The sequence below is a fragment of the Spirosoma oryzicola genome (assembly GCF_021233055.1).
GTDB classification, from domain to species: domain Bacteria; phylum Bacteroidota; class Bacteroidia; order Cytophagales; family Spirosomataceae; genus Spirosoma; species Spirosoma oryzicola.
The window spans coordinates 3,628,514-3,653,403 of the sequence record NZ_CP089538.1 but is presented as its reverse complement, the minus strand read 5'-3'; the positions used below and the strand labels follow the sequence as shown (position 1 = coordinate 3,653,403).

Annotated in this window: 21 protein-coding genes; 10 read left to right on the top strand and 11 right to left on the bottom strand. The window is 51.2% G+C overall.

Going from position 1 to position 24,890, the window contains the following annotated elements; all coding sequences use genetic code 11:
* Window positions 1-121: 121 nt before the first annotated feature.
* Window positions 122-3,001, bottom strand: a complete 2,880-nt coding sequence (locus tag LQ777_RS15490) for a glycosyl hydrolase (protein ID WP_232558836.1) — start codon at window positions 2,999-3,001, stop codon at window positions 122-124.
* A 172-nt stretch (window positions 3,002-3,173) separates the two neighbouring features.
* On the opposite strand from LQ777_RS15490, the gene LQ777_RS15485 reads away from it, so the two are divergent.
* A complete protein-coding gene (locus LQ777_RS15485; protein ID WP_232558835.1) occupies window positions 3,174-3,890 on the top strand; it encodes an SDR family oxidoreductase in 717 nt (238 codons plus the stop codon).
* 4 nt (window positions 3,891-3,894) lie between these two features.
* Here the strand turns inward: LQ777_RS15485 and LQ777_RS15480 are convergent, their stop codons facing one another.
* The 4 genes from LQ777_RS15480 to LQ777_RS15465 all read right to left on the bottom strand — a co-directional run bounded on the left by LQ777_RS15480 (window position 3,895) and on the right by LQ777_RS15465 (window position 6,897).
* Window positions 3,895-4,401: an ankyrin repeat domain-containing protein gene (locus tag LQ777_RS15480; RefSeq protein ID WP_232558834.1), complete on the bottom strand. Its 507-nt coding sequence runs from the start codon at window positions 4,399-4,401 to the stop codon at window positions 3,895-3,897.
* 134 nt (window positions 4,402-4,535) lie between these two features.
* On the bottom strand, window positions 4,536-5,009 hold the full coding sequence (locus LQ777_RS15475) for a response regulator (RefSeq protein ID WP_232558833.1): 474 nt from the start codon (window positions 5,007-5,009) through the stop codon (window positions 4,536-4,538).
* 213 nt (window positions 5,010-5,222) lie between these two features.
* Window positions 5,223-6,029: a GNAT family N-acetyltransferase gene (locus tag LQ777_RS15470; protein WP_232558832.1), complete on the bottom strand. Its 807-nt coding sequence runs from the start codon at window positions 6,027-6,029 to the stop codon at window positions 5,223-5,225.
* 4 nt (window positions 6,030-6,033) lie between these two features.
* Complete coding sequence (locus LQ777_RS15465) at window positions 6,034-6,897, bottom strand: alpha/beta fold hydrolase (RefSeq protein WP_232558831.1); 864 nt, start codon at window positions 6,895-6,897, stop codon at window positions 6,034-6,036.
* 290 nt (window positions 6,898-7,187) lie between these two features.
* On the opposite strand from LQ777_RS15465, the gene LQ777_RS15460 reads away from it, so the two are divergent.
* The 3 genes from LQ777_RS15460 to LQ777_RS15450 all read left to right on the top strand — a co-directional run bounded on the left by LQ777_RS15460 (window position 7,188) and on the right by LQ777_RS15450 (window position 12,621).
* Entirely contained in the window at window positions 7,188-10,076 is a 2,889-nt protein-coding gene (locus LQ777_RS15460; protein WP_232558830.1) for a M16 family metallopeptidase, read from the top strand.
* A 243-nt stretch (window positions 10,077-10,319) separates the two neighbouring features.
* Complete coding sequence (locus tag LQ777_RS15455) at window positions 10,320-11,012, top strand: hypothetical protein (RefSeq protein WP_232558829.1); 693 nt, start codon at window positions 10,320-10,322, stop codon at window positions 11,010-11,012.
* Between the two features lie 10 nt (window positions 11,013-11,022).
* Window positions 11,023-12,621, top strand: coding sequence for a hypothetical protein (locus tag LQ777_RS15450; RefSeq protein ID WP_232558828.1), 1,599 nt, complete (start codon window positions 11,023-11,025; stop codon window positions 12,619-12,621).
* Window positions 12,622-12,827: 206 nt separating this feature from the next.
* Here the strand turns inward: LQ777_RS15450 and LQ777_RS15445 are convergent, their stop codons facing one another.
* Window positions 12,828-13,622 carry an SDR family NAD(P)-dependent oxidoreductase gene (locus LQ777_RS15445; protein WP_232558827.1) on the bottom strand — a complete coding sequence of 265 codons (795 nt, stop codon included), beginning with the start codon at window positions 13,620-13,622 and terminating at the stop codon, window positions 12,828-12,830.
* Window positions 13,623-13,862: 240 nt separating this feature from the next.
* Between LQ777_RS15445 and LQ777_RS15440 the strand changes: the two genes are divergently transcribed.
* From LQ777_RS15440 to LQ777_RS15430, 3 genes are all read left to right on the top strand, one after another.
* Window positions 13,863-14,936: a winged helix DNA-binding domain-containing protein gene (locus tag LQ777_RS15440; protein WP_232558826.1), complete on the top strand. Its 1,074-nt coding sequence runs from the start codon at window positions 13,863-13,865 to the stop codon at window positions 14,934-14,936.
* A gap of 87 nt (window positions 14,937-15,023) precedes the next feature.
* Window positions 15,024-15,596: a GNAT family N-acetyltransferase gene (locus LQ777_RS15435; protein WP_232558825.1), complete on the top strand. Its 573-nt coding sequence runs from the start codon at window positions 15,024-15,026 to the stop codon at window positions 15,594-15,596.
* Window positions 15,597-15,622: 26 nt separating this feature from the next.
* The gene (locus LQ777_RS15430) at window positions 15,623-16,144 is read left to right on the top strand and encodes a RidA family protein (protein ID WP_232558824.1); all 522 of its coding nucleotides are present in this window, start codon (window positions 15,623-15,625) and stop codon (window positions 16,142-16,144) included.
* Between the two features lie 62 nt (window positions 16,145-16,206).
* On the opposite strand, the gene LQ777_RS15425 is transcribed toward LQ777_RS15430, so the two are convergent.
* Window positions 16,207-16,527 carry a 2Fe-2S iron-sulfur cluster-binding protein gene (locus LQ777_RS15425; protein ID WP_232558823.1) on the bottom strand — a complete coding sequence of 107 codons (321 nt, stop codon included), beginning with the start codon at window positions 16,525-16,527 and terminating at the stop codon, window positions 16,207-16,209.
* Window positions 16,528-16,583: 56 nt separating this feature from the next.
* The gene (locus LQ777_RS15420; protein WP_232558822.1) at window positions 16,584-17,588 is read right to left on the bottom strand and encodes an NAD(P)/FAD-dependent oxidoreductase; all 1,005 of its coding nucleotides are present in this window, start codon (window positions 17,586-17,588) and stop codon (window positions 16,584-16,586) included.
* A gap of 330 nt (window positions 17,589-17,918) precedes the next feature.
* Here LQ777_RS15420 and LQ777_RS15415 point away from each other — a divergent pair, with 330 nt between their 5' ends.
* The gene (locus LQ777_RS15415; RefSeq protein WP_232558821.1) at window positions 17,919-19,034 is read left to right on the top strand and encodes a glycoside hydrolase family 43 protein; all 1,116 of its coding nucleotides are present in this window, start codon (window positions 17,919-17,921) and stop codon (window positions 19,032-19,034) included.
* A 211-nt stretch (window positions 19,035-19,245) separates the two neighbouring features.
* Window positions 19,246-19,542, top strand: a complete 297-nt coding sequence (locus LQ777_RS15410; protein ID WP_232558820.1) for an antibiotic biosynthesis monooxygenase family protein — start codon at window positions 19,246-19,248, stop codon at window positions 19,540-19,542.
* A 54-nt stretch (window positions 19,543-19,596) separates the two neighbouring features.
* Here LQ777_RS15410 and LQ777_RS15405 read toward each other — a convergent pair whose 3' ends face one another.
* The 3 genes from LQ777_RS15405 to LQ777_RS15395 form a co-directional block, all read right to left on the bottom strand.
* Window positions 19,597-20,757: an acetyltransferase domain-containing protein gene (locus tag LQ777_RS15405; protein ID WP_232558819.1), complete on the bottom strand. Its 1,161-nt coding sequence runs from the start codon at window positions 20,755-20,757 to the stop codon at window positions 19,597-19,599.
* Between the two features lie 39 nt (window positions 20,758-20,796).
* A complete protein-coding gene (locus LQ777_RS15400) occupies window positions 20,797-22,071 on the bottom strand; it encodes a M20/M25/M40 family metallo-hydrolase (RefSeq protein WP_232558818.1) in 1,275 nt (424 codons plus the stop codon).
* Window positions 22,072-22,304: 233 nt separating this feature from the next.
* The gene (locus LQ777_RS15395; protein ID WP_232558817.1) at window positions 22,305-23,738 is read right to left on the bottom strand and encodes a hypothetical protein; all 1,434 of its coding nucleotides are present in this window, start codon (window positions 23,736-23,738) and stop codon (window positions 22,305-22,307) included.
* 122 nt (window positions 23,739-23,860) lie between these two features.
* Here LQ777_RS15395 and LQ777_RS15390 point away from each other — a divergent pair, with 122 nt between their 5' ends.
* Window positions 23,861-24,790 carry a nucleoside hydrolase gene (locus tag LQ777_RS15390; RefSeq protein ID WP_232558816.1) on the top strand — a complete coding sequence of 310 codons (930 nt, stop codon included), beginning with the start codon at window positions 23,861-23,863 and terminating at the stop codon, window positions 24,788-24,790.
* The last annotated feature ends 100 nt before the right edge of the window (window positions 24,791-24,890 follow it).

The window sequence follows — 24,890 nt, the reverse complement described above, 5'->3', positions numbered from 1 at the left end:
AAATATTTTAAAAATGGTATCGGTTTCTTGATAGTAGTATCGGCAAGGCCGTGGTTTCAGCGGGGCCGCCCGCGCGGTTTCTCAAAACCGACTCCACGGCCCCGCCGACTCCACGGATCAGTTAAGGCCGGGTAGCTGACATAAGTCGTACGGGGCCGAGTAGTCCAGACGGTTGAAGTTTCCAGTCGGGCTTTATCGTAATGTTGGTCTGGGTGAGTCGCTGCTCTTTCGGTTTCTCGCGGTCACCGATGAGCCGGTTTCGCCAGGAGTTGACCACGTCGATGTCTAACTGATTTCCCGTTGGTTTAAGCCATTTGCCCACTGATACGCGAAACGGTGGCGTCCAGACAATCCCTAAATCATGTCCGTTGAGCCGTACCCGTGCTATACCCACATCCTGAATATCACCCAGGTCAAGGTAGAGCGAATCCGTAGTTTGGTTAGGGGCGTCGAACGTTTTACGATAGGTAGCCGTACCGGAATAAAAACGAATGCTTTCTTCGGGCCGGTCGGTCCAACTGACCAGGGTATCGAACGTCACGGACGATTGACTTTTAGGGCTTAGCCAGTTGGAGTCGAACGTTACCTGCCACGGACCCGACAGTGTTGAGATCGGTTTGTAGACTGGATCATTGCGCTGGGTGAGTGTACTCTGTTTCGTTGCTGAAATGGCTTTTCGGAAAACCACAAAAACAGAGCCGTACGGTGTCATATCCAGCGGTAAACTGATCCGACCGTCTTGTTGACGAAAAACCGTTGCGGGTCGTACTTGCCCACTCACAGGGTCCCAGAGTTCGGGCTGGCGACCGGCTACCCGAAAGGTCGCGTTCAACTGCGTGGCAACCGAATTTTGATTGCTGATAAAATAATAGTCGTCGCCATTCAGGGTTTTGTGGAAATAATCGAACACTTGTCCAGCAATACCGGTCAGTTCCGCATCGGGTTTAACGCCATCGGCTAGCAACACTTCACGGGCTGTTTTACCCCAGATCACTCGCCCATAGCCGATTTTATGTTCGCCCACTGTCGACTCGCCTGTTCCCCATAGCTGGTCACTAAGTCGTTTCAACTCGTTCTCGCTGGCTGGATAGCCTACTAAACTTACCGTGGACTTTGGTTTTGAACCGACTACGGTGGCACCAGCCTGTACCAGTTGGGCTACTTTGCGCAACGCGGCTAATGACAGCACCCGATGATCGGGCAATACCAGAACCCGGTACGAAAGACCGTGCGGAAGCATAATTCGCCCATTTTTTACACTTAACGCTAGCAACCGGTCTTCGTTAACGACATCATAGTCAAATTCGGGCAACGCATGACCAGGGTCGTCGGCTTTCTGACGCGCAATGTTCGGAACGTGATCGCCGTAGTAATATAGCACATCGGATACGGACTGCCCTTGTTGAAGCATGTACTGACAGCGGCTCAGGTATTGGATGAATCCGTCCGATAAATTCCACCACGTTACGTTGGGGTTAAAATGCGTTCCGGCAAAATATTCCTGACCGGGTAAGCCCATCTCTCTCGGTGAGCAGGTGAACGTGTGGAGGTAAATCAGATTCAGACCCGCGCAAAATTCGTGGTCGGCGCTCGATTTCATGGCCGACCAGATAACGTCGTTCCAGTGCGGACCGATGGTTGTAAACGATTCGGCACCGACCAGTGGCTTGTTGTAAATATGGGCGGCACTGGCGGCCTGCTTCACAAAAAAACGGTTGACCGGCGTAGGGCGGTGGGGCGATGGCGACCAGAACTCGCTCATCATGATCTCGCTGTAGCCGTAGTTTTTCAGTCCGTCGAAAGGACCCGCGTGCGGACCGGCTGATTCGGGTTGCAGACCGATACCGTAGCGGTGTGAGCGTTCGGCAAAGACCGCGTAATGATTGTCGGCGACGCAGTCGCTGATGGTTTTGCGCAGATCGGCTAGAAATCGGTTGCTGACATCGCGGCTTCCGACGAGCTTTCCGGCTACGACCGGCAGATAAGGAAAGATGTCGTAGCCACGCCGTTTGCGGAATTCCTGCGCGAACGTTTCGGTCCAGTTGCAGCCGCCTGCTTCCCAGCTGTCAGTTTGCAGGTATTTGAGGGTTTTTCCCGCCATCGGTCCAATCATTTTCAAGAGCGGTTCAACGTGCGTGTCCCAGTAGCGATTAAACGTCTTTGCGGTCAGCGGGTCGAGAACGCGGCCCTGCCATTTTCCGCTTGATGTCGATACCTCCGCCCCGGTGGGCGTGTAGCCAAAGCGCATGATAACCCATTCGCCCGCTGGAACCTGCCATTCCAAAACACCTTGTGCATTCATTTTGGCCGTCAGATTCTGGATAGTCTGGGGTGAGATAGCGGCTTCGTTTGGGGCTCCCGCATCGTCGGTCAGGAGGAAACGCGTGTCGGGGGCAGAACCGCCCAACTCAATGGTTCCAGCTTTGGCCTGTAGGTCTTTTATGGGTGCGTGAGCCGTAGCCGCTTTCGGGAATGCCAGCACGGTAATATCGCGGTAGTAGCCTTCCTTGGTCGCTGGCTGCGACAGCGCTTGCCGGTACGTCATGGGACCTTTTACGGTTACCTCCGACCAGGTTAGTTGCTTAGCCGCTTCGGCAGGGGTGATGTCGGGTCCGCCGAGGTTCCAGCCGCTTTGAATACTCATGCTCAATACCAGCCCGAGCCGGTTGGCTTCGTTCACGGCGTGCCGATACAGTTCGCGCCAGGCTGGTGATCCAAACATCGGTCCTTCGGGTACCTGGGCGTTACCCCGTTGCTCCGCGCCACCCGCGTCGAACAGGCAGGCCCCGCTGAATCCTTTGGCTTTCATCGCTTCCAGATCGCGGGTGATGGCTTCTTTGGTGACGTTGCCGTTGAGCCACCACCACCAGCAGCGGATACCGGAGGACGAAGGCGGTGAAGCAAATAGTTTTTCGGAGGGCCCCGACGAGGACGAATTCACGGTTTGGGAGAATGCCGCCGTAGCAACGAAGAAGATAACTAAAAAGAAACAAGTACGCATTCGAGCGGGAATAAGAAAGCTGATCCGTAGTCAATAGGTGAGTAAGGCGTAAAACTACTCAGCATTTTGGTTTGGGATGTCGTCCAGAATTGATTTGACGACCGCAGGAACCCTAAAACCTTCGAATCGACTCCCGAGTTATTGCCGAGATAGTGTATAACTTCATTTACTTATGGCAGATAGTACAAAGACCGCACTGATAACAGGCGGCTCAAAGGGAATTGGTTATGGCGTTGCTGAAGCGCTAATCCATCAAGGCGTTAACGTAGCGATTACGGGTCGGTCCGAAGAAAGCATCCAGGCGGCTGCCGATTCGCTGAATCAAATCAGGGCGGGAGCGGCTATCGGTATCGTAGCCGACGTGCGGGATCTGGCTTCACAGCAGAACGCCGTGGAAACCGTACTGAAGCAGTGGAACCGGCTGGATTACGTGATTGCGAACGCCGGTGTCGGGCATTTTGCGCCTGTTCAGGAAATGACCCCTGAGCAATGGCAGGAAACCATCGACATCAACCTGACGGGTGTTTTCTATAGTGCCAAAGCCAGTCTGGCCGCTCTGAAAGAAACCGAAGGCTATTTCATTACGATTGCCAGTCTGGCCGGGACAAATTTCTTCGAGAAAGGAGCCGCTTACAACGCCAGTAAGTTTGGACTGGTTGGTTTTTCGCAGGCTATTATGCTTGATCTACGGAGCGATGGGATCAAAGTAACGACGATCATGCCCGGTTCGGTAGCAACTTATTTTGACAACCACCAGCCGAGCGAAAAAGACGCCTGGAAAATTCAGCCGGAAGATATCGGTCAGCTGGTTGTCGATCTGATCCGGATGCCTGCCCGGACGTTACCCAGCAAAATCGAGGTACGCCCCAGCCGACCCGGCGGTAAATAAGCGTTTATTCCGAAGCTCTGTGATTGATTTGCTGAAACAATTGCAGAGCTTCTTCATTACCCTGCTGAACGGCCAGATCAAACGCCGTCATGTTGCGAATGTCCCGCAGTGAGGTGTCGGCCCCGTATTCGAGCAGCAGCTTTACCAGTTGATTTCGGCCAAACATGGTAGCAAACATCAGAGCGGTGCCGCCGTTTCCGTTCTGCAAATCCAGGTCTGCGCCTTTGTCAATGAGCATACGGGCAATTTCCGGATAACCCTTAAACGAGATTCCCATCAGAGCCGTGTTCCCGCTAACGTCCTGCACGTTTGGATCAGCGCCCGCGTCGAGCAGCATCTTTGTGACTTCGGCGTGGCCGTCGTAGGCGGCAATGGTTAGGGGGGTGAACCCGCGTCCATCCTGTATATTCACCTCCGTGTTGGCGTCGAGTAGTTGTTTGATGTAGGCGACGTCACCTTTGCGGGCAGCGTCAAAAAAAAGATCTTCAGGGCGGGCTGAATAAAAAGACATCTAGGTAGTATGTTGGGTTGGTGATCCGTTAACGATACCATAACCAGCCCGAAGCAATAATGTCTTTTGATTTGAAATAGATTTTTCGGTCCGTAACCGCAGCGGCCCTTCGATGGAAGGGCCGCTGCGGTTGTTTACAGGGTTGCCTCGGGCAAGGCAACCGACTTTGTCCAGTAATGCCGAAACTCCTTAATTGTTTTGCCCCATCCCTGGTAAGTCGTGGGCTTAACAATGTAGGAATTGCTGTGTAGGTAGTAGGATTGCTCGATATCTTCCTGAAGCGTGGAGTTGCTGATCATGACTACCGGTACGCGTCGATAAAAACAGTCTACTTTTATGCTTTCGAGTAAAGCCCAACCGTCTTCCCGGTCAGGTAAGTACAAATCAAGGAGAATCAGATCGGGTAGGCCGTGGTTTTTTTCGAAGCAGGAAGCCAGGTACGTCATGGTATCCGTCATGTTGGTCGTCCGGACAACTTTAACGCCTGGCCAGTTTTGCAGGAAGGCCCAACGAATCACAAACCATTCGTCGTCACTGTCTTCAACAACCAGAATCGATGCCTGTCGGTAGCGAATAGGAATATTAATTTTAAAACTGACACGTTTCATGTGTTTAAGCGATTAGGAAGATTGAACTATGCGGGGAATGAAAGTAGTAAATTATTCAGTAAACAAAATTAAAATACTAAAATAGTAGACAAGTGCTGAATTTCAACTATATAGGGAACTACACTGCCCGCATTAGTAAATGGCAATGGCGCATTCAGCCGTATTTGAAGGCTTATATTTTTTAATTTATTCTAATCGTAAATAGTAAACGAGCTAGCCAATAATTGGATGCTGGTTTCCCCAAACCTGTACGGTACCTACCTCTGAAAACCCAGCGTGTTTATAAATAGTCAGTCCGTCGGCCGACGCCTGTAAAACGACTTGACTGGCCGATTGCTGGTTTGCTTCCCACAATAATCGCTCGAACATCCGGGACCCAAAACCGCGTTTCCGCCAGGCTGGCCGGGTGGCAATATCATAGATTCCGGCGGATTCGTCGGTTACGAATAAAGTACCTGTCGCAACAACCTGACCGTTGTATTCGCCTATGTAAAGCTGGATAGGCTGGTCTGGTAAGTGAAGTTGGCTGACCCGCTGGTAGTACAGTCTGATTTGGTCGGCTTCCGGAGAGTCGCCAAATAGGTCAGCGAGGACATAGGCAAATTGGTTGTAATCGGCGGGTGCTTGAACGGGTCGGATAAGCAGATCGGAGGGGCAAGGCTGTTTAATTGATCGCGTCCGCAAGTTCAGCCACATGGCTACGTTGGTTTCGTCACCCGTCAGTTCGTAATGGTGAATCAGGATAGCCAGTTCGGCTGTGTATAGTTCTTCCCAGCACCAGAGCGACATCGGAAACCGCTTTCGCGTGAACTCACTTACCCCGTTCTCAAAGAGGTCGGTCAGGGCAATTAGATCCGTTGTTTTAGGAACAATGACGTTAAACGTGTCGCTCGGTAATCCGCAATCAACGATTGTATACGCATTGGTATCAACGACGTTCATGCCCGGCAGATGTTGGGCGAAGTAAGCGGCTTTATCAATAAAATTCCGGCGAACGAGCGCGTTGAGTGCGTGATCCATAAAATCAATACGTGACCGGTTGCCTACCGATCCAGGCAAGTAGGTCTTCGTTAAAAAGAGCGGATTCTTCCAGTTGCGGAGTATGGGAACTGTGCTCGAATAGCTTGATGGTGAGGTTTTTGAATAGATGGCTTACGCGGTCCCACAAGGAAGGTGGCCCGGTAAGAAAATCGTATTTACCTAGCGCTACATACACGGGTTTATCAAAAATCGCTAGTCCCGAAGTAATGTCAATGTCCCGAAAGACAACACCCCATACGTAGTCGAACACCTGGCTATTCGTGTAAACACCTGCCCACAGTGGGGTGGCGTCGAACGTGTAATCGAACCAGCTTTGCGGACCAGCACATACGCAATAATCGACAAACCGGTTTTGCGGATCACGGACCAGTTTTGCCGGTAACTGAGCCATGCTCTGGGCAAAGGCCGCTTTGCGGTCCGGGGACGCTTCCTGCTCGAAAAAAGCCGCCGTAGCCTGATGGGTAGCCGCACTGTAGTCGGGACTGACGCCGATCATCACCACGTGTGCTACGGACTGCGGGTATTTTTTGGCGTACTCAAGCGCCAGGAATGCGTGCCCGGAATGACCGATAATCACAAAATGCGCTAGTTGCAACGTTTCCCGGACGGCCTCAATATCCTCCAGCAGCGTATCCATTGTGAATGCATCATGGGATAATTCACCCTCGGGAGGAGCTACGAAACCACGGTGATCGACAAAGATTAGTTGCAGCTGATCCCGAATGGTATCGACGAACGTTCTTGGGTAATAGATTGAACTCCCGATTACCAGCGCGGGTCGGCCTTTTCCTTCGATGGAGTAGTGCAAGTGAAAACCTTGCCTGTCAATATATCCGTTGGCGTTCATTGCGGCATAGGTGTGAAAACAAAACCGGTTGTGAAGTGGAATCGTCAAAGTTCGCTACGTATCAATGCATCGTCATCCGTCTGGTGTCTGAAGTGTAAAAACCGGCGCTTGAACTGGGCTAAATCGGGTGTAGATTGTCTTCCTGATTGGGTATGGTTGCACGTTCGGTTACTGCTCAGGTCGATCAATCTACTCGCTTTCCGTGATAACCGGAGAAACACCGTGATAAGCGGCCCACATTTCCGTCGTAATCTGCGTAACTTGCTACCTTAGACTGTCCGTATATCATTATGAGAAAAATCCCGGTTTACCTGGCGGCTGTGTTGGCTCTGGCTACGGTAAACACCGCATATCCACAAACTAAGCTGGTCGAGAAAGTAACTCGCCAGGGTAAAGAGATCCTTATTCCGTACGAAAAATACGTATTGCCGAACGGATTAACGCTCGTGGTGCATGAAGACCACTCGGACCCCATCGTTCACGTCGATGTGACGTACCACGTTGGGTCGGCCCGTGAAGAAATCGGTAAATCAGGTTTTGCTCACTTTTTCGAGCACATGATGTTCCAAGGTTCCGATCACGTTGCTGACGACGAGCATTTCAAAATCGTTACTGAATCGGGCGGAACACTGAACGGTTCGACCAACCGCGACCGGACAAATTATTACGAAACGCTACCCAGCAATCAGCTGGAACGGGCTTTGTGGCTCGAAGCCGACCGGATGGGCTTTCTGCTCGACGCCGTAACCCAGAAAAAATTCGAAATTCAGCGGGCAACGGTTAAAAACGAGCGGGGCCAAAATTACGATAACCGGCCTTATGGACTGGCCAGCGAATACACCGCTAAAAATTTGTTTCCGTACGGTCACCCGTATTCGTGGCTGACCATCGGCTACATCGAAGACCTGAACCGGGTTAATGTCAATGACCTGAAAAACTTCTTTCTACGCTGGTATGGCCCCAACAACGCCGTCCTGACCATTGGTGGCGACGTGAACACAAAACAAGTGGTGGCTTTGGCCGAAAAATATTTCGGATCTATCCCGCGCGGTCCCGAAGTGACCAAAACGCAGGTGCCAGCCGCGATCCTCGACAAAGACCGCTACGTGTCTTATGAAGATAACATCCGCTTCCCGATGTTACAGGTTGTTTTACCAACCGTACCAAACTACCACCCCGACGAAGCACCACTCGACGCACTGGCCGAAATTCTGGGCGGTGGTAAAAACTCGCTGTTCTACAAAAACTTCGTGAAATCGCAGTTGGCCGTGCAGGCTAACGCATCGCACCCGGCAACGGAACTGGCGGGGCAGTTCACTATGACCGTGCTGCCTTTTCCGGATAAACGGCTGGATAGCACCGAAGCGCTGATCCGGCGAACGTTGACTGAGTTCGAAAAACGGGGTGTTACCGACGACGACATTGCCCAGTTTACCGCAACGCGTGAGGCTCAATTGATCGACGGTTTGTCGAGTGTAGCCGGAAAGGTGTCGCAGTTAGCAGCCTTCCAGACGTATTTAAACAACCCGAATTACCTCCCGCAGGAATTGAAACGGTATAAATCGGTCACGAAAGCGGATGTGATGCGGGTCTATAACCAATACATCAAAGGTAAAAACGCGGTCATTCTGACGGTGTATCCGAAAGGAAAACCTGAAATCGTGGCTAAGCCCGACAACTATACCATTTCGACCGCCGATTACAAAGCACCCGATTATGGCTACGCGGGGCTGACGTACACGAAGCCGAAAGATGGCTTTGACCGGAAGGTAAAACCCGGTCCCGGCCCGAACCCCGCGCTGAAAGTGCCGCCTTTCTGGACCGATAAACTGGCGAATGGTCTGAAAATGATTGGTACCCGTAATGAAGAAATTCCGGCTGTAACGCTGCTATTCTCGATCAAAGGGGGACACCTGCTATCGGCGAACGATCCGGCAAAAGCGGGTATTGCGCAACTGACCGCTGCGTTGATGAACGAAGCAACGCAGAATTACTCGAACGAGCAGCTAAACACGAAACTGGAAAAGCTCGGTAGTAGCGTCGACATTCGGGCTGGCAGCGAAGAAATTAACGTTTCGGTTGAGTCACTGACCAAGAATTTGGATTCGACACTGGCATTGGTGGAAGAAAAATTGTTCCGGCCCAAGTTCGCACCGGATGATTTCGAGCGGTTGAAAAAGCAGCAACTGGAGTTGATCGCTAACCAAAGCACCCAGCCGGTTGTGATTGCCAACAAGGCTTACAACAAACTGATTTACGGAACGGATAACATTCGGGCCGTTCCCGTGAGCGGTACAGCGAAAACCGTCGAAGCCATTACGCTGGATGACGTGAAAGCGTTCTACGCCAAGTATTTCTCGCCGTCGGTAACGAATCTAGTTGTTGTGGGCGACGTTGAACAGGCTTCCATCGTGCCGAAACTGGCTTTCCTCAACAAGTGGGCGGCTAAACCCGTAAACGTACCCAAAGCCGCGTCCAACCGGAAAATTGACAAGACCCGCATCTACCTGATCGACAAGGAAAAAGCGGCTCAGTCCGAAATTCGGATTGGCTATCTGACGGATATGCCTTACGACGCCACCGGCGATTATTACCGGAGCGGATTAGCCAATTACATGCTGGGCGGAGCCTTCAACAGCCGGATCAACATGAACCTGCGCGAAGACAAAGGGTATACGTATGGGGCGCGTTCGGGCTTTTCGAGTACGCATACGCCGGGACCATTTACCGCACAGGCTGGCGTAAAAGCAGCTGCCACAGACAGTTCGGTAGTTGAGTTCATCAAAGAAATAACCAACTACAGCAAATCGGGTATTACGGATCAGGAACTGGCGTTTGTGAAGAGTTCGCTCGGACAAGTCGATGCCTTGCGTTACGAAACGTCGCTGCAAAAAGCGTATTTCCTGGGTCGTGTGATTGACTACAACCTGCCTAAAAACTTTACGGAGCAACAGAACGAAATACTTCGTACGATTACAAAAGCGCAGATTGACGCGATTGCAAAAAAACGGTTACCGCTGAACAACATGGTTATTACCGTAGTGGGTAACAAAGAGCTGGTCAAACCGGGTCTGGAGCGACTCGGTTACGAGCTGGTCGAGCTGGACAAAGAAGGTAATCCAATGGCTACTGCCGCTGCAAGTGCGCCACCTGCGCGCGCTGGCTCATCGAAGCCCTAACCAGATTATCTTTTAAACAATCAAATGGGTCAGCCTAGCCGGGTTGACCCATTTTGTTTGATAGGTATCGGAGAAAGAGTAAAACGAAAACGACGCCGAAACAAAGTTTATCATTTGTGAAAATAGTAAATAAAGAAGAACTGTTTTAATGAAATATCTTTTTTTATAAATACCGTAAACTATAAGTTAACAAATAAGTTAGTGTGGTATGTTGATGAAAATGGCTTAAATCACACGTAAACCATGCGCTTGTTAACAGCATCATTACTAGCCTTATTGCCGTTCACGGGCTATACGCAAACGAATCCAATGTCGCTGCCAGTGTACCGACCGGGTGTTGCCGTAAGCGTTCACGGGGGAACGGCCGGTTTTGGTGTTGGCCTAAGTAAGTCAATCGTTCGGCAAGTAGCCGTACGGGCGGGAGTGAATCGATTCACGTACAACGGAACGTTGAAATCGGGAAAAGATACCGATGAATTACAGCTTGGGTTCGACTACACGATCAACTTGTCGTCGGTGAACCTACTGGCTGACTACTATCCATTCAAACGTGCTGGATTTCGAATAACGGGGGGAGCCTACTACAACCTTAATGAGATAACCTTCTTTGGAAAGCCGACGAAAGATGTACGATTCAACGATGTCGTTTTCACCATCGATCAGGTCGGTACGGTTGACGGTAAGGCTAATTTCAACCGAATAGCACCTTACGCGGGTATCGGCTGGGGGCACCCTTTTTTGCGTAATCGGCTAAAATTCATGGCCGACCTAGGGGTGTTTTACCAGCAATCGCCCCAACTCGCGTTTAACACAACCGGGATGCTTGAACCGTCGAGCGATCAGGGACCTATCATCGAAAATAACCTCAAACCGCTAAAATATTATCCCATTGTCAGCATTGGTTTCTCGTATAATCTGATTCCAACGCGTTTTTAGGCTTACAACCATGAACCGCAAAACACATACCGGCTGGCAGCGCTTTTTCAATGGACTTGCCTTATCCGTCGTTACGGCAGCATTGGTGACGGGTTGCCAGGATTTAAACGACATTCAGCATCTTGACCCGCTAAAGGGCGTCGTTTTTAAAATTAATTATGAGCCATCACCGACTACGCTTCAAGGGCTGGTTGTAGACGCCCGAACAGGCGAGTCGCTCAATAGTCCGGTTCAGATCAGGATTTATGGGCCGGACGCCAGTCGCGTTGTTACGTATGAGGGCGTATCGACCACCAGCATCAAGAGCAGTAATGCGGACCTGTTTCTGGGCTTGAAAGGAACCGTTCCGTCGACGGCCAAACCCGCCGAATTACGCATTGTCGCCGAGGCCGCTGGTTACATTAGCTCAAGTATTTATCTGTTTGTTGATAAAGCCAAACCCGAACCGTTCTCGATTCGACTGGTGAAAGATGCGGCTCCCCCGGCTGGCGTGACGCTCAGTAATGGTGTGGTCGAAACCTCATCGACGGGAGCTGTCCGGACGAATGAATCCATCACAACACAGACTAGCGCTTCGATGACCACCAGCGCCACGGTACAGATAGCCGCCAATACGCAGCTAAAGGATACCAGAGGGCAAGTCGTTAGTGGTAACCTGTCTGCGCAGATTGCGGCCTATTCCAGTTTGTCGGAGTTGGCGTTGCGCGCTTATCCCGGTGGTTTCACGACCCGGTTGGGTGTTGATGATCGGGGTAATAAAGATGTCGTTGGTACATTTACACCCGCCGGATTTGTTACCATCGAGCTGGAAAATTCGAATGGACAGAAGGTCAGTAATCTAAGCCAGCCCGCAACGGTACGAGTTGAGTTGAATGGCGATGTGCTTAATCCTGGAACGGGCCATAAACTAAAGGCGGGCGATCAAATTCCGGTATTTCGCTACAACGAAACAAACGGCGAGTGGACGTACGAACGAAACGCAGCGGTAAGTCAGGAGGGGGGTAAATTACAGGCGGTCATTTCCGCAACGTATGCAGCAGGGTATAGTCTTGCGTTCTGGACGCCCAGTGGAACGACGTGTCCGGGTGGAGCGCAGTGGGCTATCACCGGGAAGCCGGATGGAAAACCCGTTAGCTGGAAACTATACAACAGGAATCAGCTTTACAAAAGCGGTTCGACGACCGAAAATGCAATTAACATTCAGAGTCCGTTCTCGGGGGCGGCCCGTCTTGAGCTGTATTCGCCCAGCGGAATGATGATCGGCACCGCAACGGTCAGTCAGTTGTGTGGCAGCCATACGGCAACTGTTACGTACCCGGCGAATTTAGTCGATCTCGATGTAGCCGTGACGGCGTACTGCGAAAATAAGACAGATGTACAAATTTCGCCCAGCGCCTGGGTTCGATATCGTAAAGTCGGGACGACGAACTGGCAGCAGGCGTTCCTGACCGCTGGTAAAGGTAAACTGGTGGGCCTGGAAGCCAATACGGATTATGAAGCGGGAGTCGACTACAACGGATTCAACGCGGTAACCATCAACTCGGGTCAGACGTCCGGTAGTGAGATGATAAAAATTACACTGCCCAAAGACATGAGTGTTTGTCAATGATCGTCCGGAATTCGTAAAACGTTCGATGCCCTTCTGTAGTGGCGTCAGCAATCTGTGTCGGTTTCTCAAAACCGACACAGATTGCTGACGCCAAGGATCGGTTTTGAGAAACCGACACCACGGCCCCAACGCCCCCCATCATCACATTACGTGTTTTACGGATTCCGGACAATACTGGAATCAGGCACCAATTTAAAGAGCTTACCTTAAACAATGGCTTTAACCACACCACCATCAACACGAACTGCCGATCCATTCGTGGCCGAGGCTAGTGGGCTGCTGAGGTAAACAACCATGTTGGCTACCTCATCGGTGCTGGCAAATCGTTGAAGCAGCGACGTGGGCCGGGCGTTCTGGAAAAACTCCCGTTCGACTTGTTCACGGTCTTTTTGCTGGTGTTTGGCCATATCCGCAACAAAATCCTGCACACCTTCCGATGCCGTCGGACCCGGTAACACGGCATTAACCATTACGGCGGTGCCTTTGGTGAGCTCGGCCAGACCCCGCGCTACAGCCAGCTGAGCCGTTTTAGTCATGCCGTAATGAATCATTTCTTCCGGAATCTGTAACGCCGATTCGCTGGAAATAAACAGAATACGGCCCCAGCCTTTGGCAATCATAGCCGGAAAGTAATGCCGGGCCAGCCGAATACCGCTCATCACATTTACTTCGAAGAAGCGGAACCAGTCCTCATCGGGAATATCAGCGAACGCTTTCGGTCCAAAAATACCCGCATTATTGACCAGAATATCTACCTCCGGCACCGCTTCAAGCAGGCTGTCAATCGTGTTTTTCTGGGAAAAATCAACGGCGACACCGCGTACCACTGCGTTGGGCAGTTCTGTTTTTAATTGCTGAATGACCGACTGAATACGGTCTTCGGTGCGGCCCGTGATAATCACCTGAGCGCCTTCTTCCAAAAGTTTCCGGGCGGTAGCCAGACCAATCCCTGCCGTTGAGCCGGTTACTAAAGCCGTTTTGTTGTTGAGCTGTAAATTCATGGTTGTACTGGATAGCTGACCGGATATAGCCCAAAACGGGCTTTGGTCAGCATAGCTAGTAAACCGGGCTGTGCGGAAACTGGTTCGGATTTTCGATTGTGAAACCCTTCGCCAACGTTTGCGGTATGTATGCGACTATCAGTCTGGAAAAAGTAGGAAAAGCGCATTTACTGCTGACATAGGGCTGTCAGTGGTAATGTATTACTTTGTAATACATTACCAACAAGCTACTAATACCCTGTGACAGATTCCGACATTGTCCGCTATCGGCTCGCTAATCAGCAGATTAGTCAGCCGATGTTTACGAAGCCTGCTGAGCTGGTAGCCTGGCTAGGGGCCGTACAGGGGCAGGATTTTCTGGCGGCAAAATGGGCGCTTGGTCTTCGATTGCCTACTACAGAAACCGCGATTGATCAGGCCATTGCCGACCGGTCGGTTGTTCGAACATGGGCAATGCGGGGTACGCTTCACCTGATCGCGGCTGACGATGTTCGCTGGATACTGAATTTGCTGCGGCCTCGGCTTCATATCCTGTCAGCAAGCTACCTGCGAAGGCTCGAACTGGACGAGAAAAAGCTAACGAAAAGCTACGACGCGATGACGAATGCCTTGTTGGGAGGAAAACAACTCATTCGTCAGGAATTGAATGTTGCTCTTGCGCAGGCAGGAATACCCACTCACGACATACGCATGAACCTGCTGTTAGTGCGGGCTGCTTCCGATGGGCTTATCTGCTGTGGCGTCCGGCGGGGTAGTGAAAATACGTACACGCTACTCGACGAATGGATTGCGCCGACAAAACCAAGGGAGCGCGACGACGCGCTGGCCGAGTTGACAAAACGGTATTTTCTGAGTCACGGACCCGCTACGTTGCAGGACTTTATCTGGTGGTCGGGCCTAACAGTGGCCGAGGCCAAGGCTGGCATCCACTCGGTGAAGGAGCAGCTTATTCAGGAAATGTATAACAAACATACTTATTGGATAGCTCAACACGAGCGCTTCGGATATGATACGTCACTGGCTGTTCATTTGCTACCGTCTTTTGACGAGTATTTGGTGGGTTATAAAAATCGTACGGCTGCACTCGGTTCGCTTGATTTTAAACAGATCGTGAGCGCCGGTAATGGCATCTTCAGCCCGGTTGTCGTTGTCGATGGACGGGTGGCAGGAACCTGGAAGCGCACAGTCCAGAAAAATACCGTCCTGATCGAAACGAACCTGTTTAACGCGCTATCCGCAACGCATCAGGAGGGACTTGATTTGGCCAGGGAGCGGTATGCTCGATTTAAAGAATTAGCCGTTTATGGTCGATAAACCCAGTACCAAACCATAAAAAGCGTCCGATGTAGCGGCTACGTCGGACGCTTTTTTATTCATGGATGCCCAATATCTTTGCGATCTATGAAGGATGCGTTGATTACTACCGCCACAGAACAGGATATTACTTCGTTGAACACGCTGGTCAACAGCGCCTACCGAGGAGACAACTCCCGCAAAGGCTGGACAACCGAAGCCGATTTGCTGGACGGAATTCGAGTCGATGAAAATGCCCTGCGTGTTATGTTGCGCGATCCGGCGGTTACGATTCTCAAGTACGAGCAAGAGGGTCACTTACTGGGTTGTGTCTATCTGGAAAAGAAAGACATCGAGGCTGAACCGACTATCGCGAGACAGAAAAGCCTTTATCTGGGCATGCTGACGGTTGCGCCGGAGTCGCAAGCCAACGGTATTGGACGAACATTGCTGGAAGCCGCCGAGCAACGGGCTGTTGCCTGGCAATGTCGGGCTATTGTGATGACTGTAATTACAGCCCGGCATGAGCTGATTGCCTGGTACCAGCGTCGCGGTTACGAACCTACCGGCGAAACAAAACCGTTTCCCAATGACCCCCGGTTCGGTATACCAAAACAGCCACTCAGTTTCATTGTGCTCAAAAAAGAGGTGTCTCTACTGACCAGCGCAGCCGTGAACTAATGCTCATCAATAAACCACTGTTATCCATGAACTATCTTTCCTTACTACTCAGCTTTTTGCTGGTCGCCGGTCTCAACTTCTCGCATGGGCAAACACCCGAACAGACGTTGACGAACATGGGCATCGAGCTAGCCAAACCTACCCCGTCGTCGGGCAACTACGTCAAAGCGGTCCGTTCGGGTAATCTGGTATTTCTGGCGGGGCACATATCGACTAATCAAGACGGCTCCGCCATAACGGGTAAACTGGGCAAAGACCTGACTATCGAACAGGGTTATGTAGCGGCCCGCACAACGGCTATTTCGTTGCTTTCGACGCTGAAAGCCGAGCTTGGCGAACTGGCTCATGTCAGGCGCATCGTCAAGGTAACCGGCTTCGTAAACTCAATGCCCGACTTTGTCGATCAACCGAAAGTGATTAACGGCTGCTCGGACCTGCTGGTCGCTTTATTCGGCGAAAAAGGAAAACACGCCCGGTCCGCCGTTGGTATGGTCGCTCTACCGCTAAATAGTGCCGTTGAGATCGAGATGATCGTTGAAGTGGACTAAGAATTGGCAACGCATCGGTAGCAAACTTGAATAAGGTTGGCAGAACGCTAGTCGCTTACGGGTTACTGTTCCGGTCCTTTAATCTTGAAAATTCCTCCTTCAAGGGCTTCATCGACGCGGATCTGGCAGGATAATCGGCTGTCGAATTCGGCGTCGGGAAGCGTATCCAGCATGTCGAGTTCGGCATCGCGGGCGGGGGGGAGTGCATCCAGGCCTTCGAGCACCTGTACGTGACAGGTAGCGCAAAGAGCCATGCCACCACAGGTTGCCAGTACGTTATAGTCAGACGCTTTCAGCACTTCCATCAAGCTCAAATTAATGCCCTCAGGAATTTCTACAGGCTGCCGTTCGCCGTTCCGATCTTCTAGTGTGAACTGAATCATGGTATTGTTTTTGAATCTCTGTACCGATTGTCGAATAATCGGTACAGGAAGCGGTATTAAAAAGTAGGAATGCCGTTAACCGTTGTGTACTTAAAGCTTAATTTCTGGTTCGGATAGACGTATTTAAACGCACTCTGGCACATTAATGCCGCTTCGTGAAAACCAGACAGAATCAGTTTAAGCTTGCCCGGATACGTGTTGATGTCACCAATGGCGTAAATCCGCTCTACATTGGTCGAGTAGTCGGTTGTGTCAACGCTGATTGCCGCTTTGTCGATGCGGAGTCCCCAGTCGGCAATCGGGCCGAGTTTAGGTGTCAGGCCAAACAACGGAATCAGGTTATCGGCAGCTAAGGTTGTCACGGTTTTGTCTTTCGCCGTGATCGTTACCTCCTGCAAATGACCACTCCCCGTAATGCTGGTAATCGTCGATTGAAGTACCAGATTGACGCGGCCTTCTTTAGCCAGCTCAAACACTTTTTCGGCTGAATCGGGCGCTCCCCGAAAACTGTCGCTCCGGTGCACCAGCGTCACTTCTTTGGCGATGTTGGCCAGAAAGATAGTCCAGTCGAGGGCCGAATCGCCCCCACCGGCTAGCACAACGCGTCGGTCGCGGAGCTGCTCGGGGTTCTTGACCATGTACGCAACGCCTTTTCCTTCAAATTGCTCCAGGTTCTGAATCTCCGGTTTGCGGGGTTCAAAACAGCCTAGCCCGCCGGCAATCACAACAACCTGGCAGTGCACGCTGGTACTGTCATTGGTCGTAATAACAAACGACCCGTCGTCCTGACGTTCGAGGGCTTCGACCCGTTCGCCCAGCGTAAACGTCGGATGAAACGGCTCAATCTGCTCCATCAGGTTGTCAACCAATTCCTGCGCTTTAATTTCCGGATAACCGGGAATGTCGTAGATGGGCTTCTGCGGGTAAATTTCCGACAGTTGTCCGCCAACCTGTGGGAGTGCGTCAATGAGGTGGCACCGCATCTTCAATAAACCAGCTTCAAAGACGGCGAACAAGCCTACCGGCCCCGCGCCAATGATGCAAATATCTGTGGTAATCATAAAGTCTACTAGTCTGTAAATCGGTGGGGTTTGTCGCTCGAAAGAACGCAAACGCCCCTAATGAAAAACAATCTGGCTAAGCGAATAATTCAGGACAAAAGTAGGGGCAAAGAGCCGTGAGAGTCGAGCAAACCAGCATCACAAATCGTAATGCGCGATAACCGCAACGAATAGAAGTAGGGGCTTATCAAACAGATCAGGCTTTAATGGGCAAGGGGAGGAAAGCCATTTTGTTGTACTTAACCCCAAATAATTAGTGAAAAAACTGTTCGTCACATCAAGCCTTTCACCCTATATTGCCAGTATATTTATTCCAATACGCTAAGTCAAATGGTAAACCATTCCAAAACCTACCTGTCGCTGTTTGCGTTGGCCATCTGTGGTCTGCTACTCGGTGCCTGCCAAAACAAAAAGACAACCCAAGAAACAACCGAAACGACGGCGGCAACGACTGATTCTGCCGGCACGAAAGACCTACCCAAGCCCCTGGTGAGCGACATTTATACGGCTGACCCGTCAGCTCACCTCTTCGCCGGTAAAATTTATATTTACCCCTCGCACGACATTGACGCGGGTGTGAAGGAAGATGACGAAGGGGCTCACTTCGCCATGAACGATTACCATATTCTGTCGATGGACAGCATCAATGGTAAGGTTACGGATCATGGCGTTGCCTTATCGATCAAAGACATTCCGTGGGCGGGTCGGCAGTTGTGGGCACCCGATGCGGCTTTCAAGAATGGTACCTATTACCTGTACTTTCCCGTCAAGGATAAGCAGGATGTGTTTCGGATGGGCGTGGCAACCAGCAAATCGCCAAGTGGTCCATTCAAGGCCGAACCTAACCCGATCCCCGGCAGCTTTAGTATCGACCCGGCAGTCTTCACCGATACCGATGGGAACTCGTACATGTATTTTGGCGGTATCTGGGGCGGTCAGTTGCAGCGCTGGGCAACGGGCAAGTACGAAGCAAATGGATCAAAGACCGACCTGAAAAAAGACAACGAACCGGCTATCAGTGCTAAAGTGGTTCGGATGAGCAAGGATATGCTGCGTTTCGACGAGCCGGTGAAGGACGTTAAGATCGTTGATAAAGACGGCAAACCGCTGCTAGGCGGTGACCACGACCGGCGCTTTTTTGAAGGAAGCTGGATGCACAAATACAACGGTAAGTATTACTTCTCGTACTCAACGGGCGACACGCACTATCTGGCTTACGCCGTTGGTGATTCGCCGTATGGGCCGTTTACGTACCAGGGCGTGATCATGAATCCGGTGAAAGGCTGGACAACGCATCATTCCATTGTCGAGATCAACGGCAAGTGGTATATTTTCTACCATGATACTGAACTGTCGGGAAAAACGCATTTGCGCAACGTCAAAGTGACCGAGTTGAAACGCAACTCCGACGGGACCATCCAAACCATCGAGCCATACGGCAAATAAACATTTATACACCTGCTAGTAGCCAACGGGCGGAGTCGAAAGGTTCCGCCTGTTTTTTGTAGACAGCAACTCACTCCTTTTGCTAAAATGGGGGAGTTGATGGTCGTAGGGATCTGTTTTTCTGCTATTTTCGAACGGGTAGTAAGATAATTCCTATCACCTGATTACTGATTGTACAAAATCATTTCTTCCTGTCTCTAACCCTTATCGTATGTTTGCACGTGTCATTCAAGTACCCTTGAAACCGGAGTCGATCAACGAAGCCATCGATTATTTCCGGGATTCGGTTGGTCCGGCGCTTAAACAACTGGACGGTTTTAAAAACAGCCGTTTCCTGACGAACTCCGAAACTAACAAAGGGCTCATGGTCACGCTGTGGGAGTCGGAAGCGCACCGCCAGGATGCGGAAAACAGTGGCTTTCTACAAGGCGTATTGCAGAAAATGGGTAACTATTTTGCGGGTCCGCCAACGGTTGATTACTACGAAGTCAGCGTTCAGGTCGCTTAAACAAACTTGACGAATAACGAATCGCCGGATTGTTGGCCGGCGATTTCCATTTGCCTAGATATACCGCAGCAGTACAGCCGACGGATGAGACGCCTTGTAGCGACCGTACCATCGGCAAAGCGGGTACAAGGCCAGCACCAGACCACCCCAGACCAAGTAGACCAGTCCAAGCTCAACGCCCGCACCCGCCGGTCGTCCGAAGCTCATTGTGCCGGGTCGAATGTCATGCCAGGCGTATCCCTGAATTAGAATCATCGCAATCATCAGCAGATGGACGGCGTACCAATGAATGATGTAGTAGAACATCGGTACTTTGCCATATACGGTGAGCCAACGAGTGATTGCATTGTCGGCTCCGTCGGCCAGACTCAGCAATATCAGCGCAATCCCAAGCATCAGCAGATCGTACAGCAGCGATGGTGGGTACTTGGTTACGTTGATGAACGACAACATAGTAAACAGCGTATCCTTTCGTACCGACCAGGGAACCGGGTCACCGTAAACATTGATAAAGCGCAGGAGCAGGAACAAACCCAGAGACGCTAGCCCTAACCGTAGCAGTGTTTGCTTCCGACGTACCAGCGGTTGGTCCAGGAGTGAACCGCCCGCAAATCCAACCAGCATAATCCCCAGCCAGGGAAGTAGTGGATAACCCACAATCAACGTAAACGAAGGACTGGGCTGGAAAACGTTTACCCGAAAAAACAGCGATTCAACAAAGCGGGCTGCGTGACTGGTCGGTACCGGAACCGCCTGCAACAGATTATGCCCGAAGATAATGACCAGACCGAGGCTACCGACCCATCTGACCGGTAGCCGGGCCAGAAGCGAAACAACAACCAACCCGCCACCGATCGCGTAAATCACTTGCAGCAGTATCGTGCGAAACTGAATGTCGAACCAGAAGGCGAAGTTGACAAGGGTCAGTTCGAGTAGGATCAGTACCAGACCACGTTTGAGCAGAAACAACCGGGAACTGGGCGAATGCTGCTGTTTTTTCACCGATAGATACGCTGACATACCAGACAGGAAAACAAACGTGGGGGCACACAGGTGGGTGATCCAGCGCGTCAGAAATAACGGTGCGGTGGTGACCGCCAGATCGGTAGGGTCCTGCGTCGTGGCGCTGGTGTGCAACAGGTCGCGCACATGATCCAGCGCCATAATGACCATGACCAGACCGCGCGTTACATCGATGGTCGTAATTCGGTTCATGAGCGGATAGGGTTTAGGAAAGGTTGGTCGCTACCCGTTTCAGCGCGTCAGGCGATGGATGAGTACCGCCGTGCGTTGAATCAGGAACGGGTATTCCTTCAGGTTCATCGTTTCTTCGATGCTGTGCGCCCCTTTGCCCGAAGCACCCAGACCGTCCAGGCAAGGGATGTATTTGGCCACAAACGATACATCGCCCGCACCCCGCGCCCCCGGATCGAAAGCCGTAACGGGACCAAGACCCATGTCGCGGCTTATTTTATCGACCTGTTTGCGCAACTCGTCGTTCGCTGCGGTGGGTTCCATGCCCGGAATACCATCCGTAAACGAAATCGAGGCTTTGGTCAGCGGTAAACTTTTCTCTACGATCTCACGCATTTTAGCGCGGGCATTTTCTTTCTGGGTTTCGGTCAGAAACCGCAAATCGCCTTTGACCAACGCTGTGCCCGCTACAATGTTGGTTTTACCAACCACTTCGGCTTTTGCCGTTTTCTCATCATAATGCACCTCTGCACCACCGACAATCAACCCTGGATTGAACGTCAAGTATTTTTCCTGCCCCAGCGTCCGTCGAAACTCGGTCAGGATTCGGGCGGCTTCGTAGATTGCTCCGTAACCCAGGTCGCTGAAAATCCGGGATGAATGCCCTGAACGGGCCTTTACGTTAAGTGTCCAGCCGCTCGATCCGCGCCGTCCGGTCGTTACGCTACCGAGTCCCTGCGCGGTTTCAAAGGCTAGCGCAAGATCGCACTGTTTGGCTCGCTCGATGAAATCCCGGCGACTTTCGGGGCCTCCCGAGCTTTCTTCGTCCCCCGTAAAGTAGATTGTAATGGACGTATCGTCGAGCAGTTTTTGGGTGTGAAGCGCTTTCAGAGCCGCGATCACCAGCACGTCGCCCCCTTTCATGTCGTTGACGCCCTGACCCGTCGCCGTCGAATCGTTGATGCGCTTGAAGGGTTCCATCGGCAGCGATTTTTCGAATACCGTGTCCAGATGGCCAATCAAAAATAGCTTTTTTCCTTTTTTGCCCTGCCGAGTTGCTACCAGGTGACCCGCCCGGTTCAGCGAGTCGGGTAAGGAAACCCATTCGGTTTTAAAACCCAGCTTTTCGAGTTCATCGGCCATCAATTTTCCCACCGTCCGAACGCCTTCGATGTTGAGCGTACCGCTGTTGATGTTGACTACTTTTTCCAGAAACGCTTCGGTTTCAGGCATCTGCTTTTTAACAGTGGCAATAACGGCGGCTTCCGGTTTCGAAAGCGATTGTCCCAACGCGCCGTAGCCGCCGAGTAATAGAAGTAAAGCTAATTTTTTCATAGGGTACTTTCTGTAAACAAGGTCGTATGCTGAGCTAAAATACAGAAAGTTGTTGTCTGCTAGTATAAATGGTGGGTTTATACGCCTATTGGCAAATTTTTTATTGATAGAGTCTGAATGGGGCTTTCTATAGGTATACAGCAATGAATTTTTTGTCATGGCACCGGCCGGGTGGCCGGTGCCATGACAAAAAAGTTACTGAAAATTACTTTCAAGCCTATTGACCATCTACGCTATTGGGCTCTAGTCTTGGCGTGTAGATAGACCGCAAACCGTCCGTCGAAATAGCCTAGTTTGTAGTGGGCCAGCGAATCGGTTCCCGGTTTGGGATAGTAACCTTCGGGCCTGAACGTGTGGTCCAGCAGGATAAAATCGACATCCCGGTCATTGGCCCATTGTGCCATTGCGTTGGCGGGGTCATCCGATGGTGTAGACTGGTGTTTATAATTCTCGCTGGTGAGCAGCTTTCCGTAATGTTCATATTCGTTGAAGAAAAACGTTAGGGGGACAAGCCCTTTGGTATGCGCTGGAATAGCTTTTCGCAAATCCTGATAGGAGAGTGGCAGATACCGCATCGTGAAATTACGGCGGATAATCTCGATAGTACCGACAAGACCAATGATAAAATAAGCGGCCAGAACGACGTACAGGGCCAAGTTTTTAAATGAGTTCAGCCGGTATAATTCGTACACCAGAACCAGCATGAAGGGCATGAAAAGCGGCAGGTACGTACCCGATGCTTTTTTGGTAAGCAGCCAGAACGAGAGCACCACGATAACCGAATAGATCTTTAGAACGGAAGGTACATGCTTGATAAATCGGCGCTGGTGCCAGAGCAGAAAAACCAGCAACAGCGACAAGGCGACCTGCTCCGGCGACTCAAAAAAGAGCTTAGGAAACGTGAGGATAACCAGCAGTTTAGGGTACCAGCCGAACGCGCTTTGCGTAGCCGGGTCATGACGAAACTGATAGTACCAGGTTGCGAACCCGTTATCGGCTAATACAATATCGGTGAAATAAAATAACGACGTAACGCCACCCACCACCGTAAACAAAAAGGCCTGTTTATACCGGCGCAGATAAAGCAGGGTTCCTAAACCAGCCAGCAGATAAATGACGCCATTGAGATGAGACAGCACCGCTAATCCTGCCAGAAACGCGGCTAGTGCGGTTTTCAGCGACGATAGCTGCTTACTGTCCAGGCACAGGAACGAACCAAATCCCAAGGCTGCCAGCATGATTTCGGGACGATTTTCGAAGCTCATCTTGATCAGCAGGCGATTCGAAAAAATCAAAATTAGAATGGCGAGTAGGTACCAGGAATCATAGGTGCCTTCTCGTTGGCGCAGGTACGCAATAACTTCGGCTACGACGACAACGAAAGAAATAAGACCGACGAACTGAACGACGGGAAGCTGATAGCCGAATAACTTGATCAGTCCGGCTCCGAAAAGCAAAAACAGTTTGTGGCTAACCAGCAACTGATTTTCCCAGCCCAACAAGCCCCTGAAAAACTCGGAACGGATAACGCCGTCTTTGACAAACCAATACGATTGCTCGGCAAACCAGGCGTCGTCGCCCGTTGGATTACGATGGTAATAGGTAAGCGCGGTGAGGCCGATTAAAACAAATAAAATAACGCGTAGTGGTGTTTTAGAAGCAATCATTCATTGATTCGCAAAACGGTTTGTTCTCAGTTCTGCGAATTGGTTTGTAAAGAAAGTCACCCTGCCTTTAGAAAATTATATTCTTTTGCAGATTATTTTGTGGTTCTATAACCGTTTTGCGAATGCCCAAACTTCTTTTGATGGATCACGACGGTGGCATTGATGACTTGCTGTCGCTGCTGCTCGTGCTGACCATGCCCGATGTCGAATTGCTGGGCGTGACCGTAACACCTGCCGATTGTTACATTGAGCCCGCGCTTGAATCGACCTACAAACTGCTTCAACTGACGAGTCACGAACACATTCCGCTGGGGCGGGGCGACTACGCGGGTATCAACGCATTTCCGAGCGAATGGCGGGCGCGTCCGGACATTATCAATGCTCTGCCGATGCTCATCAACCTGCCGAAAGCGCCCGACCCGTACGCGTATCCGGCTGCGCCTGACCTGCTCATCGACCGGCTAACCCAAGCGTCCGACAAGGTGACTATTTTGTTGACTGGGCCTTGCTCTAATCTGGTGTTGGCGCTGGAAAAAGCGCCGGAACTAGCTGACAAAATTGAGCAGATCGTCTGGATGGCGGGAGCCTTTACGGTATCGGGCAATGTGCAAACCTACCAGCACGACGGCAGTGCCGAGTGGAACGTCTTTTGGGACCCGGTTAGTACCCGAAAATTAGTGGAATGGCAATTGCCGCTTACGTTTATACCGTTAGATGTCACGAACCACGTACCCGTAACCAAAGCGTTTCTGTCCAAACTAGCCACCCAGATTGATTATCCACTTTCGAATCTGGCGGGGCAGTTCTGGGCCTTGACGCTGGACACGATTCCGGGCTATTATTACACGTATTTCATGTGGGATATTCTGGCAACCAGTTATCTGGCTATGCCTGAGCAGTTCAAAACGCAATCGGTACGCATGAACGTCTGTACGCGTCCACCCAACGCCGGACAAACCTATCTGGATGGAGCCGGATATGCCGCTACAATTGTCACGGACGTGAACGTCGAGAATTTCTACGAATACCTGCTCGGGCAATTCAAACGATAGGAAGGTTTAACCGGTAGCAATGAACCAATGGTTTACGGGAGAAATCGTATTCCTCTGCGCGGGATCAGGTAGGCGTGCTATTCGTTCGGATAGGATTTGG

Bases quoted from the DNA above. Each gene is read 5' to 3' on its own strand.
- LQ777_RS15480 (WP_232558834.1), bottom strand. From the start codon at position 4,401: ATGTCTTTTTATTCAGCCCGCCCTGAAGATCTTTTTTTTGACGCTGCC.
- LQ777_RS15415 (WP_232558821.1), top strand. From the start codon at position 17,919: ATGGTAAACCATTCCAAAACCTACCTGTCGCTGTTTGCGTTGGCCATC.
- LQ777_RS15450 (WP_232558828.1), top strand. From the start codon at position 11,023: ATGAACCGCAAAACACATACCGGCTGGCAGCGCTTTTTCAATGGACTT.
- LQ777_RS15410 (WP_232558820.1), top strand. From the start codon at position 19,246: ATGTTTGCACGTGTCATTCAAGTACCCTTGAAACCGGAGTCGATCAAC.
- LQ777_RS15420 (WP_232558822.1), bottom strand. From the start codon at position 17,588: ATGATTACCACAGATATTTGCATCATTGGCGCGGGGCCGGTAGGCTTG.
- LQ777_RS15465 (WP_232558831.1), bottom strand. From the start codon at position 6,897: ATGAACGCCAACGGATATATTGACAGGCAAGGTTTTCACTTGCACTAC.
- LQ777_RS15445 (WP_232558827.1), bottom strand. From the start codon at position 13,622: ATGAATTTACAGCTCAACAACAAAACGGCTTTAGTAACCGGCTCAACG.
- LQ777_RS15425 (WP_232558823.1), bottom strand. From the start codon at position 16,527: ATGATTCAGTTCACACTAGAAGATCGGAACGGCGAACGGCAGCCTGTA.
- LQ777_RS15400 (WP_232558818.1), bottom strand. From the start codon at position 22,071: ATGAAAAAATTAGCTTTACTTCTATTACTCGGCGGCTACGGCGCGTTG.
- LQ777_RS15455 (WP_232558829.1), top strand. From the start codon at position 10,320: ATGCGCTTGTTAACAGCATCATTACTAGCCTTATTGCCGTTCACGGGC.
- LQ777_RS15435 (WP_232558825.1), top strand. From the start codon at position 15,024: ATGAAGGATGCGTTGATTACTACCGCCACAGAACAGGATATTACTTCG.
- LQ777_RS15395 (WP_232558817.1), bottom strand. From the start codon at position 23,738: ATGATTGCTTCTAAAACACCACTACGCGTTATTTTATTTGTTTTAATC.
- LQ777_RS15405 (WP_232558819.1), bottom strand. From the start codon at position 20,757: ATGAACCGAATTACGACCATCGATGTAACGCGCGGTCTGGTCATGGTC.
- LQ777_RS15470 (WP_232558832.1), bottom strand. From the start codon at position 6,029: ATGGATCACGCACTCAACGCGCTCGTTCGCCGGAATTTTATTGATAAA.
- LQ777_RS15390 (WP_232558816.1), top strand. From the start codon at position 23,861: ATGCCCAAACTTCTTTTGATGGATCACGACGGTGGCATTGATGACTTG.
- LQ777_RS15485 (WP_232558835.1), top strand. From the start codon at position 3,174: ATGGCAGATAGTACAAAGACCGCACTGATAACAGGCGGCTCAAAGGGA.
- LQ777_RS15460 (WP_232558830.1), top strand. From the start codon at position 7,188: ATGAGAAAAATCCCGGTTTACCTGGCGGCTGTGTTGGCTCTGGCTACG.
- LQ777_RS15490 (WP_232558836.1), bottom strand. From the start codon at position 3,001: ATGCGTACTTGTTTCTTTTTAGTTATCTTCTTCGTTGCTACGGCGGCA.
- LQ777_RS15475 (WP_232558833.1), bottom strand. From the start codon at position 5,009: ATGAAACGTGTCAGTTTTAAAATTAATATTCCTATTCGCTACCGACAG.
- LQ777_RS15430 (WP_232558824.1), top strand. From the start codon at position 15,623: ATGAACTATCTTTCCTTACTACTCAGCTTTTTGCTGGTCGCCGGTCTC.